General features: G+C 61.5%; 14 protein-coding genes. 3 read left to right on the forward strand and 11 right to left on the reverse strand.

Features of this window, described 5'->3' with window-relative positions:
* A partial coding sequence (locus ACE3OH_RS12755; protein WP_374353155.1) for a GNAT family N-acetyltransferase occupies window positions 1-714 on the forward strand: 714 nt, incomplete at its 5' end.
* Between the two features lie 18 nt (window positions 715-732).
* Here ACE3OH_RS12755 and ACE3OH_RS12760 read toward each other — a convergent pair.
* Together ACE3OH_RS12760 and ACE3OH_RS12765 are read right to left on the reverse strand one after the other, a co-directional pair.
* A complete protein-coding gene (locus ACE3OH_RS12760; protein ID WP_374353158.1) occupies window positions 733-2,592 on the reverse strand; it encodes an aspartyl protease family protein in 1,860 nt (619 codons plus the stop codon).
* A gap of 163 nt (window positions 2,593-2,755) precedes the next feature.
* The gene (locus ACE3OH_RS12765) at window positions 2,756-4,183 is read right to left on the reverse strand and encodes an MFS transporter (protein ID WP_374353163.1); all 1,428 of its coding nucleotides are present in this window, start codon (window positions 4,181-4,183) and stop codon (window positions 2,756-2,758) included.
* A 98-nt stretch (window positions 4,184-4,281) separates the two neighbouring features.
* Here ACE3OH_RS12765 and ACE3OH_RS12770 point away from each other — a divergent pair, with 98 nt between their 5' ends.
* On the forward strand, window positions 4,282-5,097 hold the full coding sequence (locus ACE3OH_RS12770) for a helix-turn-helix domain-containing protein (RefSeq protein WP_374353166.1): 816 nt from the start codon (window positions 4,282-4,284) through the stop codon (window positions 5,095-5,097).
* Between the two features lie 36 nt (window positions 5,098-5,133).
* Window positions 5,134-5,502: a VOC family protein gene (locus ACE3OH_RS12775; protein ID WP_374353169.1), complete on the forward strand. Its 369-nt coding sequence runs from the start codon at window positions 5,134-5,136 to the stop codon at window positions 5,500-5,502.
* 172 nt (window positions 5,503-5,674) lie between these two features.
* Here ACE3OH_RS12775 and ACE3OH_RS12780 read toward each other — a convergent pair whose 3' ends face one another.
* From ACE3OH_RS12780 to ACE3OH_RS12820, 9 genes are all read right to left on the reverse strand, one after another.
* The gene (locus ACE3OH_RS12780) at window positions 5,675-6,994 is read right to left on the reverse strand and encodes an NAD(P)/FAD-dependent oxidoreductase (RefSeq protein ID WP_374353172.1); all 1,320 of its coding nucleotides are present in this window, start codon (window positions 6,992-6,994) and stop codon (window positions 5,675-5,677) included.
* 106 nt (window positions 6,995-7,100) lie between these two features.
* Window positions 7,101-7,748 carry an HAD-IA family hydrolase gene (locus ACE3OH_RS12785; RefSeq protein WP_374353175.1) on the reverse strand — a complete coding sequence of 216 codons (648 nt, stop codon included), beginning with the start codon at window positions 7,746-7,748 and terminating at the stop codon, window positions 7,101-7,103.
* A 5-nt stretch (window positions 7,749-7,753) separates the two neighbouring features.
* Entirely contained in the window at window positions 7,754-8,524 is a 771-nt protein-coding gene (locus ACE3OH_RS12790) for an MBL fold metallo-hydrolase (RefSeq protein WP_374353178.1), read from the reverse strand.
* Window positions 8,525-8,878, reverse strand: a complete 354-nt coding sequence (locus ACE3OH_RS12795) for a hypothetical protein (protein ID WP_374353181.1) — start codon at window positions 8,876-8,878, stop codon at window positions 8,525-8,527. It lies immediately after the preceding gene.
* Window positions 8,872-9,648, reverse strand: a complete 777-nt coding sequence (locus tag ACE3OH_RS12800; protein ID WP_374353186.1) for a TatD family hydrolase — start codon at window positions 9,646-9,648, stop codon at window positions 8,872-8,874. Before ACE3OH_RS12800 ends, ACE3OH_RS12795 begins: the two co-directional genes overlap by 7 nt.
* Before the next feature lie 77 nt (window positions 9,649-9,725).
* A complete protein-coding gene (locus ACE3OH_RS12805) occupies window positions 9,726-9,971 on the reverse strand; it encodes a hypothetical protein (protein ID WP_374353189.1) in 246 nt (81 codons plus the stop codon).
* A 213-nt stretch (window positions 9,972-10,184) separates the two neighbouring features.
* The gene (locus tag ACE3OH_RS12810; protein ID WP_374353192.1) at window positions 10,185-10,376 is read right to left on the reverse strand and encodes a hypothetical protein; all 192 of its coding nucleotides are present in this window, start codon (window positions 10,374-10,376) and stop codon (window positions 10,185-10,187) included.
* Between the two features lie 16 nt (window positions 10,377-10,392).
* Window positions 10,393-11,151, reverse strand: coding sequence for a hypothetical protein (locus ACE3OH_RS12815; RefSeq protein ID WP_374353195.1), 759 nt, complete (start codon window positions 11,149-11,151; stop codon window positions 10,393-10,395).
* A gap of 207 nt (window positions 11,152-11,358) precedes the next feature.
* Complete coding sequence (locus ACE3OH_RS12820) at window positions 11,359-11,715, reverse strand: hypothetical protein (RefSeq protein WP_374353198.1); 357 nt, start codon at window positions 11,713-11,715, stop codon at window positions 11,359-11,361.
* Window positions 11,716-11,793: the final 78 nt, after the last annotated feature.

Raw genomic sequence — 11,793 nt, forward strand, 5'->3', positions numbered from 1 at the left:
AGCCTCCCTCACCACCCAGCCCCGGATGCGACCATGCACGACCTCAGCCACTGGCAAGCCCGCCCTCGCCCGCAGCGCACTACCCTCAGCGGGCGCTACTGCCAGCTAGCCCCCTTGCTGCCTGCCCAGCATGGCGATGATTTGTTCGCCGCCTCGATGGCGCCTGGCGCGGAAGCGCGATTCCGCTACCTGTTCGATCGCCCGCAAACCCGCGCAGCCTTCGATGCCTGGCTGGAACAGGCCAGCGCCTCGACCGATCCGCTGTATAGCGCGGTGATCGATATGGCATCCGGCCGCTGCGAAGGGCGCCAGGCCTTGATGCGCATTGCCGAAAATGACGGCGTGATCGAAATCGGCAGCATTCTGTGGGGACCGGCCATTGCCCGCAGCCGGGTGGCCAGCGAAGCGCTGTTTCTTACTGCCCGCCATGTATTTGAAGACTTGGGTTACCGGCGCCTGGAATGGAAATGCAATTCACTGAATGAGCCATCCAAACAGGCTGCTTTGCGCTTTGGCTTCCAATATGAAGGCACCTTCCACCAGCATATGGTATTCAAGGGCGAAAACCGCGACACCACCTGGTTTGCCATGCTCGATCGCGATTGGCCGGCGCTGCGCGCGAGCTTCGAGCAGTGGCTGGCGCCGGAAAACTTCGACGAAACAGGCCAGCAAAAAAACCGCCTGGCCTGCCGTATGGCTGGCCAGGCGGCCTGAACGCCCGCGCTTTGCGATTCAGCCGCGTTCGGCCAGCACCAGGGCCACACTGCGGCGTTTGCCTGCGGCATCTTGCACCGTCAGCTCGATGCGGCTGCCTACAGGCCCCATCAGCTGCGCGCGCAGCCGGCCAAGGTCGGCAAGCGGTTGGCCAGCCAGTGCCACAAGTCGCTCGCCGGACAGTACGCCGGCTAGGGCGGCCGCACTGCCCTTGGCAACATCCAGCACCTCGAAGCCCTCGCCTTGCTCGGCGCGCAGCAAGAACATGCCGGAGCGATCATAGTCACCGGCATCGCTGAAGCTGGCGGCGGCCGGCTCCAGATAGATGCAGCTATTGGCGTAATCCAGCGTCACCACGAAATGCTTGAGCAAGGCACCGCCGATATTGCCTGCGGTATGGCCGGCGCCTTCATTGCCATCGGCTTCGGCGGCGCGGGTCACCCGGAGCTGGCGCAGCTTGATCGGGCCCAGCTCCAGGGTGTCGAGCCGGCTCTGGCTGACAACGGTGGGGCCGCCCACACCAAAGCCATCGACAAATGGTGCCGACCAGCTTGCCTTTGCCAATTGCGGATGTGCCTTGGCAAAGCCATCGGTCAGCCAGACACCGCTGCGCGAGCCGGTATCCAGCTGGAACTCGCCCGGCACGCCATTGATCTTGGCTTCCACAATCGGGGTGCGGTCGGCAAATTTCAGCGGCAGGCGGATCGCGCCGGCGGACGGCACAAAATGCCCCTGTTCGATCAGGCTGAGCTTGCTGGCCGGATAGTCGATACGCACCACCGTACGCTTGGCCACCTCGTAACCGATCAAGCCATCAAACGGCTCGCCAGCGGCACGGTTCAGCCGGGCAAGGTCCATGGTGACAAAGGGCTGTTGCGTCAGGGTAAGCGCACCAAGGCGCATCCGGGGGACCTTGGTAAAGCCGAAGCTGACCGTCTCCTTGCCGAAACCGCCGCCCTGCACTGCCCCTTCGCTGCGGTAACCGCGGCCATCGGCCAGCTTGCGGTCGATCAGGTTCAAGGCGCCGGTATCGAAGATCATATTCAGCGGCGCGCCCTGGTCTACATCCAGCGTCACCATGATGTGATTCGCATCCAGATGGAAAGGCAGGGTCACACTATGCTGGCCCGATGCGAAGGCAAAGTCGGCCGCCGGTGGCGCCGGCCGGCTGAAGGTGCTGTCCGGCAGATCCACGTTCACCTCGGCGCTGTCGAGCGCCAGCTGCTGCGCCTCCTTGCCGCTCTTCACATAGACGCTGCTGATCTTGAACGGCAGGCTGACGCCACTTACCTGATGAAAATCGCTATAGCGGTCCATGGTCGGCTGAGCGCCGTGCAGGGCGACATAGCGCTCGATGCGTTGATTGCTGCGGCTGATCCATAGCTCGAACGGCAGGCCGCCCTGCGGCGCGATGCGTACCGCGTCGTACACCACGCCATCGGCACTGCGCTCGCCGGCGTAGCTGCGCTCAGCCTTCATCCTGTCGGGAAACCAGTAGGCCAGGCTGTCGCGGTACAGTGACGACACCGCTTCGGCCTTATCGTCACCAGCGGTCAAGGCCTGGGTCTGTCCGGTCGCATCGGCCGACCAAGCTTCTTTGCCATCAAAGCCCGATGCTCCCTTTATCACGCCAAGATCGTAGTGAAAGTGGTTGCGCTGCCGCGCCAGATCAACGTGCTGGATATAGCTGCCCTGCAATTGCGGCAATTGCAGCCTCCCCTTCTCGCTCAGCGTTTTCACGCCGTCCCAGGCTTTGCCACCGGTAGCTTCCTTGGCCTTTTGCAGCAGCGCTTCAGCGCGCGCATCGTCGGCCCATGCCGGCTTACACAGAGAAAACAGACCAAACAAGGCAAGGGTCAACACGGTGGGTTTGTTCATTTTGTTTCCTTCATGGTGCGCAATGGTCGGCGGCTGGCGTATCAGCCGGTTAGCGCCGCCATCTTGCGCAAGCCGCCGCCTGTTCACACCCGGCGCGAGACGAATCGCGCATCGGGCAGCATGAAACCGGAAAATGCCGGAATAAATTTGCCGCAAGCGGCCCTTAGTCGGCGAGCGGCTTCAGGCGCAGCGACATCAGCGCGGCCACCGCGAGCAAGACCGCAATCCCGACAAAGGCAGCATGACAGGCCGCCAATCCGGCAGCGTGGGCGCCGGCTGCCTGCTGCGTGGCAACGCCGTGGGCGAGCGTGGACAGACCGGCAATGCCCAGCGTCCCGCCGAGCTGGCGCGCGGTATTGAACAGGCCCGAGGCAATGCCGGCCTCTTTTCCGGCAATGCCATCAAGCGCGGTATGGGCTGCCGTCATCAGCATCAGGCCAAGGCCCAGGCCGATCAGCATCGATGGCCCAAGGATATCGAGGCGATATGTGGCCTGCAGCGGGCACTGGCTCAAGCACAGCAGGCCAGCCGCCGCGATCAGCCCGCCATAGCAGGGCAGCTGGCGCACGCCGGCATCCATCATCGGTCGCGACACGATGGCGGCTACCGCCAGCGCGGCGGCCATCGGCGCCATGCACAGGCCGCTATCCTGCGCATTCATGCCCAGCACCTGCTGCAGCAAGATGGACATGAAATAGGTACTGGCAGTCAGCGCCGCACCCAGACCCATCACCACCACATTGCCATTGCGCACATTGGGCAGCCGAAAAATGCTCAGCTGCAGCAAGGGCTGCGCGCTACGCGATTCGATGATGCAAAAGGCCAACAGCAAACAGGCGCCCATACCCAGCGCCACCAGCACCAGCGGTGCCGACCAGCCCAGGCTCGCGGCCTGCGAGATGCCATACAGCAAGCTGGCCATGCCCAGGGTTACGCTGGCGGCGCCCGGTAGATCGAGTTTGCCGGACCTGGCCTGGCTGCTGCGCTGGATACAGGCCGCCACCGCCAGGATCAGCGCCACGCCGATCGGCACATTGACGAACATCACCCAGCGCCAGCCCAGCTGGGCAGTCAGCACGCCGCCAGCCAGTACGCCGCAGGCGGACGCCACCGAGCTGGATGCCGCCCACGCCGATATCGCCTTGCCGCGCGCCGGGCCACTCGGATACACCGCAACGATCAGCGCCAGGGTGGAGGTAGCCAGCGCCGACGCCCCGATTCCCTGCACCGCCCGCGCCGCCAGCAATACCGGCCCGCTGTCGGCCAGGCCGCCTAGCAGACTGCCCAGGGTGAACACGGTCAGGCCGCCCAGCAATACCGGCTTGCGGCCATACAGATCGCTGGCACGCGCTGCCAGCAACATGAAGCCGCCGAGGCACAGCAAGTAAGCATCCACCACCCATTGCAGCTGCAGGGCAGTGAGCCCCAGGCCCGCCTGGATGCCGGGCAGGGCGACATTCACGATGGCGCCATCCATCACCACCATAAAGGAGGAAACGCAGGCAATGAGTACCGCCACCCAGGGCGGCAGATCGGGCCGGATCAAGGCCGGCGGGCTGATGGGACGGGGGGCGTGTTGCACGCTAGTCATGGCGTTCTTTCAAGGAGTTGGACCAGCCGCCAGTGTTGGACAGATCGGCGCCCGCTTGATAACGTTGTTTTGACGACAAATATTGAATTTCAGCCAAAGTGACTACATCAGCCCCGCCACCCAACTACAGCGATCTGCTCGACGGCCCTGCCCTGATCGCGCTATGGGGCGAAGCCGACAGCAATGCGCAATTCCGGCTCGGCACCCAGGAATACGCCGAGCACCATCACCGGCGCGGTCAGTTGTTCTGCGTGGAAAGCGGCTTGGTGCATGTGCGTACCCGCCATGGCTCCTGGCTGCTGCCGCCGCACCGCGCCGGCTGGATTCCGCCCGATGAGCCGCATAGCGTGTCGATCAGCGGTGCCATGCGCGGCTGGAGCGTGTTGGTGACACCAGCAGCCTGTGCCGATCTGCCGAGCGAGCCTTGCGTGGTGGGTGTGAGCGAGCTATTGCGCGCGCTGGTGCGCCGCGCCAGTGGCTGGACCGAGCAGCTGACGCTCGCGCCCGCACAAAGCCGCGCCGTGGCCGTGCTGCTGGATGAGTTGCAACAGGCGCAGCAAGAACCCTTGCATCTGCCGATGCCGCGCGAGCGCCGGCTACGGCGGATTGCCGAGGCCATCCTCACGCAGCCGGGGGATGCGCGCACCCTTGCGCAATGGGCCAGCTGGGGTGGGCTATCGGCGCGCAATCTGAGCCGTCTGATGCTGGCCGAGACCGGCCACAGCTTCGCGCAATGGCGGCAGCAGGCGCGCCTGTTGCTGGCACTGGAGCGCCTCGCCCAGGGCGAGGCAGTAAACAATGTCGCCGATGCGCTGGGCTATGCCACGCCGAGCAATTTCATCGCCATGTTCCGGCGCAGCTTCGGTCTGCCGCCGGCGCGCTATTTCTCGCTGCGCCCCGATCGGCTAGTCTGAAGCCCCACCCTTCCCCTGCACACAAACAGGAAAAACATGAACCACATCGTCTGGGTCGATATTCCGGTCAACGATCTTGACCGCGCCATCCGTTTTTACAGCGCTGTGCTGGACTGCGAGGTTAGCCGCCAGGGCGGCCCCGGTTTTCTGTTCGGCCTGCTGCCACATGAAGGTGATGAGGTAGCCGGCTGCCTGTATACGCCGGACGGCGACAATGCCCCGTCGGCAAGCGGGCCCTTGGTCTATCTGAATGTGGCATCGCGCATGGCAGCAGCACTGGAGGCGGTCACGCTGCTGGGTGGCAGCATTGTGAAGCCAGCCCACCCGATCGGCCCGCATGGCTTTCGCGCCATCATCCTCGACAGCGAAGGCAACCGCATCGCCCTGCATGCGCCGGCGTTCTAGCCAGGCTTGCCGACTTTACAAACCCTCAGCGCAGAGGCGCAGAGAAAGGCAAGATCAAGAAAAGTGCGGGCAGGACGTTTGAAACGGACCTAGCTTGGCCGCAGCACTTCTCTTGGTTTTCCTCCGCGTTCTCTGCGTTGAAGCCTTTGGCTGTGCAATGCTGTTCAAAAACCTAATGCAACTTGATCTTCGGCCTGTGCACCCGGTCCAGCCATTCGGACAGGGTGATCAACACGGTGCGTATCAAGCCCGACAATGCCATCTGGTGCTGCTTATGCAAGCCCCAGTACATCAGCTTGGCCAGCTGCCCTTCCACAAACAGGCTGCCGCGCGCCAGGCTGCCCATCAGCGAGCCCACCGAGGAATAGCTGGCCAATGACACCAGCGAGCCGTAGTCCTGGAAGGTGAAGGGCTTGAGGCTTTTCCCTGCCAGGGCGCGTTCGATATTGGCGGCCAGCACCGCCGCCTGCTGGTGCGCGGCCTGGGCACGAGCCGGCACCCAGCCACCGGCGCCATTGGGGCAGGCGGCGCAATCGCCAAAGGCAAAGATGCGCTCGTCAACACTGGTTTGCAGGCTGGGCGCCACCAAGAGCTGGTTGAGGCGATTGCATTCGAGGCCATCGAGCTCTTTGAGAAAGTCCGGCGCCTTGATGCCGGCCGCCCACACGGTGAGCTGGCTCGGTACAAAGCTGCCACTGGCCATGCGCACCCCGGCGGCGCTTACTTCCACCACCCGCTCATTGCTGTGGATTTCCACCGCCAGCTTGCGCAATTCGCGCGCTGCCGCCTCGGATAGCCGCTCGGGCAGCACCGACAGGATGCGTGTATTGGCATCGACCAGCACGATCTTCAAATCGCGCTCCGGATGAATATGCTCAAGGCCGAAGCTGACCAGCACCTGCGCCGCCGCATGCAACTCGGCCGCCAGCTCCACCCCGGTGGCACCGCCGCCGATGATGGCGACGGTGAAACGTCCGCCACCAGCCGCCACCGGCACATTCTGCGCGCGCAGGCAGGCATCGATCAGGCGCTCATGAAACTGGCGCGCCGCTTGCGGGCTATCCAGGGCAATCGCATGTTCTGCGACGCCGGGCGTGTTGAAATCATTGGTCTGGCTGCCCACCGCCAGCACCAGATAGTCATAGCCAAGGCGCTGCGCCGGGATGATTTCGCGGCCTTCCGCGTCGAGCAGCGGCGCAATCAGGATTTCGCGCTGCGCCCGATCCAGCCCGCACAAGCGCCCCTGGCGAAAGCGGAAATGGTGCCAGCGCGCCTGCGCCAGGTATTCGATTTCTTCGGCGTGGCTGTCGTAACTACCCGCCGCCAGCTGGTGCAGCAAGGGCTTCCAGATATGGGTGCGCTGGCTGTCCACCAGCACCACCTCGGCCTTGCCGCGTCGGCCGAGCCGGTCACCCAAGCGCGTTGCCAGCTCAAGGCCACCGGCACCGCCACCAACAATCACGATACGTGGGACATGCTTGTCATTCGTCATGCAACACCCCGTCGATTATTTTTACCACCAGCGATTGTAGCGTGACTGGCTTGACAGGCGGGAACTACGCCCGACCGCCCCCTGCAGTTGCACGGTAGCTTGCATCTCAGCCTGCGGCGGCCATAGCGGCCACGAGCCTGTCCAGCAGGCCGTGCAAGTCCGCCATCTGCCCGAACTGCCCTGATGCATCGCCACTTTGCATACCCGGTACGAAATGAAGCGCACGCATGCCTGCGGCCGCTGCAGCCTGCAGCCCGATCGGGCTATCTTCAACTACCACGCACTCGCGCGGCGCATAGCCCAGCGCGGCGGCCGCATGCAGGAACAGACCAGGGTCGGGTTTCCACTTGCCCACGGTGTAGGAGCTGAACACCCGTTCGCCAAAATACTGGCTCAAGCCGGTCAGCGCCAAGGCCTGGGCGATTTTCTCCGGAGGGCCGGATGAGGCAATGCAGCAAGGGTGGCGTAAAGCTCGCAACATCGCTTCGACGCCATCGAAGGGCTGCAGCTGCGAGGCAAACAATGTGGCAACGCGCTGGCGGTAAGCGACCTCGAAGCCATCGGGCAGCGGCCCGGCCAGTTTGCGTTCAACTGCCTGGAGTATGTTCGCCAACTTCATGCCGCGAAACTGTGCGACAAGCTCGCTGACCGTGTCGTTCAACGCCGGCAACAAATCAATAAAGGCCTGGCTGCACAGCGCCTCGCTATCCACCAAGGTGCCATCCAGATCGAAGATCACCAGGATGCGCGACATTGCCGCTACTCGTCGCAGCGCAAACGCATGCCATCAAAGCCCACTTCGACGCCGGCCGGCAATTTGGCACTGAGGGCGTGGTATTCCAGTTCGTGAGTCATATGGATCAGCACGGTGCGTGCCGCGCCAATGCGCTGGGCGGCGGCTAGCGACTGCTCAAAGCCGAAATGGGTGTGATGCGGCGTGTAGCGCAGGCAGTCGAGCAGCAGTAGTTGCAGGCCATCCAGCAGGGGGAAGCTTGTCTCGGGGATTTCCGACACATCGGTGAGGTAGGCGACATTGCCGATGCGGTAGCCATACACCGGCCAGCGGCCATGCAGCAGCGGGATCGGGGTGATCTCGATACCGCGATGGCAAAACGGGCCATCGACGCGGGTGGTCTGCAAGGATGGCAGCTCCCACCAGGTGCCGGGCGGCAAGGTGGTGTAGTGAAAGCGCGTCTCGATATCGCGCATGGTGTAATCGCTGCCAAACACCGGCATGGGCGCTTTGTTCACATAACAAAAGCCGCGCAGATCATCGATGCCGTTCATATGGTCGGCATGCTGATGGGTGTAGAGCACCGCGTCGATCTTGCTCAAGCCTTCGCGCAGCGCCTGGGTGCGCAGGTCCGGCCCGGAGTCGATCAGGAAATTGAGTCCGCCGGCGCTGATCACGCTGGAGGCGCGCGTGCGTTTGTTGCGCGGATCGGTTGACGTGCAGGTGGCGCAGCTACAGCCGATGGCCGGCGTGCCAGCGCTGGAACCACAGCCGAGGATCAGGACGTCGATACTCATTTACGCCTCCAGCTGGCCTTTATAGGTATTTCTGCAAACCACAGCGAAGAAAGCCACCCCCATCACAAGTGCTTCAGCCGGCCAATAGAACCACATCATGCCGGCATCGCGAAAAGCAAAGGACAGAATCAGAACGAGGTGGCACACGCCTATATATGCCGCCGATTCTTTAGCGTTGAATCTAGAGAGAAGCGAAATGCCTACCCCAAGCAAAGCTGGAACCGCACAGTAAACAAGAGTCGTCGCAACACGAATTAAATCGACACCTGCCTTGGAATCAATTGCATCCCAAAACGCGATTGCAATCGGAACAAGCAATGCCCCGAGCACTCGTTTCAGTAGAGTGATCAACATATCACGCCATCTAGCTTAAATAGCCGGCAGAAATTCTCGGTAGTGGCCTTCGCCACCTCCTCCACCGATATGCCGCGCAGATCGGCAATATGCTCGGCCACATGGCGTACATAAGCCGGCTGATTCTGCTTGCCACGGAAGGGCATGGGCGCAAGATAGGGTGAGTCGGTTTCGATCAGCATGCGCTCCAGCGGTATGGTCCGCGCCACTTCTTTCAGTTCTTCCGCCTTTTTGAAGGTGACGATGCCCGATAGCGAGATATAAAAATTCTGCGCAATGGCGGCATCGGCCACCGCCTGGCTTTCGGTAAAGCAGTGCATCACGCCGCTGGCCTCGCTGGCGCGCTCCTCGGCCATGATGCGCAGAGTGTCGTCCGCTGCCGAGCGGGTATGCACGATCAAGGGCTTGCCGCATTCGCGCGCCGCGCGGATATGCACGCGAAAGCGCTCGCGCTGCCATTCCAGATCGCCTTGCAGGCGGTAGTAGTCCAACCCGGTCTCACCGATGGCGATCACCTTGGGGTGGCGCGCCAACTCGACCAGCTGCGCCACGGTCGGCTCGGTCTCGTCTTCGTAATCGGGGTGCACGCCCACCGAGGCAAACACATTGTCGTGCGCTTCGGCCATGGCGATCACGCGCGGCCAAGCCGGCAGATTGACCGACACGCACAGCGCATGGCTCACCCGGTTGTCGCGCATGGCGGTAAATAGCGCATCGCCGTGCTCGGCAAGCTCGGGAAAGTCGATATGGCAGTGGGAATCAATAAACATGGCAGAACACAGAACCGCAAAGAAGCCGCGATTCTATCGCGCCGCCCTGCCCGGCTGGCGCGAAATTCGTATTGCCCTTACTGCGGCGGCGTCTGCTCCTGCTCGCCGCTCCCGCGCCGTTTGCGCAACTGGCGCACGGTGAACGCTAGGCAAACCAGAGCGAATACCGAATAAAACCCAAGCTGTACGGTGCGCTGGGTATCGGCGGTCCAACTTTTCCAGATCGGCATCAACCAGCCCAGGCCGCGCAGGATCAACCAGACGGTGACCACGCTGAACAGGGTGGCGATCAACAGGGCAAACAGTTTTTCCTTGGTATTCATCGATTCTGCCACCCGGCAAGCTTGAGTTGATTGCGGCAAACCGGCCGCAGGTACAAAGGCGGCAATGTAATGGATTTTCCAGGCGAAGGCCCGGCCCGGTAAGGGCACCGTGCCGAAAGCACAACAGGGGGTCGAGAATGGAACTGGGGCTTACCGGGGCATGGCGCGGCCGTTGATATCGATGGCACCAGCCAGCGGGTCGCAGGCGTGAGCCTAGCCAGCGGTGACAGTGGCGGAAATGCTGCCACTTGGTACCACCGGGGCATAGGCTCCTTCACTGACCTGCAGGCCACTATTAGCAGTGAACTGCAAATAGCGCTCGCCATGCAGGATAAACGCCTGGGCCAGCTGGGCATTGGCGCCGCTGCCCGGATAATTATCCGGAAGTGCATGCCAAAAGATCATGCATGGTAAGGTCAATTCACTCACCACCTTTGTTGTGCACCCAAACCCCTATCTCACCGACGAAATATGTATGAAAGTCTTCCACCTCCAAGTTATACACCGTACAGCAAAATGCCTCTTCGTTGGTTGGATAAGGATCACGCTCAACTCCAAGATCCGAGACAAATTCAATCATCTCATTCTTAACATCAGAATCCTCTCCGAGGAGATCATATCGGATTTTATTATTACGAAGATCAAATAAAAAGCCCGATTCAGTAGGAAGAAACATACCACCCCAAGCAATACCACTCTCACCCCACTTAAAGAGTGGAACCGAACCAAAAACACTGAAAAAGTCAGAATTCTGAGTAGACACCAAATCACCAATATCCAACTCCACAGCAGCGCGCCAGCCGATATTAACTTTGCCGCGCCTGAACTCTTTAATACCATCCTTCAGTCTGCCCACCCAAAACGGATGATTGCCGGTTGTGAATATTGGAAATATTCCGCGATCTCGCAAATTCAGCACCTTATTATACGAGGAACCCCAGACAGCGAAAATTGACTTATCCATATGTAAAAACGTGCGAAACACCCGCTTATAAGCCTGCTCCCCCGTGAACTCGCACTTCGACAGTACCCGATCGCCAACCTGTATATCCTGAATCGGCACCAAGCCCTTATCGGTGTGCACCAGCGTACCGGCCGGGAAGCACGGCGGTTCTTGATTTCTGGAAATTACGCCATTCTCATCCGCCTTGGTCTTACCCGGCGCATTCTCACCCTTCACATCCGTCCAATTGATGCTGGAAGAATTATGTACCCATACTCCGAATGGGGAAAAACAAGGGTCAGATCTTGCGTTCATACATTCCCCCCGCCTTGATTGCCCGGCTGACTGTCGCATAGTGAACGCCAAAGCAGTTCGCTATCTCTTGCATGGTGTAGTCCCTTGTACGGTAAGCCTCCACCATACCTTGCTTTCGGTTGGCGTGGCTCAGATACGCCTGCAAGGCCGCGATATCGCATCGGGCAGGCGACGCAGGCCCGGCGTGAGGTAGCCGCCCATGCTGTCGTCGGCACTGGCGGTATCGGGCATGCCCAATACATGACCCAGCTCGTGGATCAACACGATAAGCAGATCGAGCTTGCCGGCCGCCGGCGAGCCATCGGCCGCCTTGAACTCGGTGGCCGAGGCAGTGGGCAGGAATTCGCTGCTATCGAGCGGGTTTGGATCGACATGCCAGCCCCAGCCGGCGCCGTCTTCGGATAGGGTGATCTGGTTGCCCTCGGTAACACCGGGAGAAAGGCGACCAACACTGGTTGATATGCGATCAAGGGTGCGAGAATCCATGCCGGCAGCAAGCCAGAGTTGCTTGGCAGCCGGAAGTGAAGCACCTATATCCAAGTCAGGTAAGTAGTTACTTAAAAA

This window comes from Chitinimonas sp. (assembly GCF_041904975.1).
Taxonomy (GTDB): Bacteria; Pseudomonadota; Gammaproteobacteria; order Burkholderiales; family Chitinimonadaceae; genus Chitinimonas.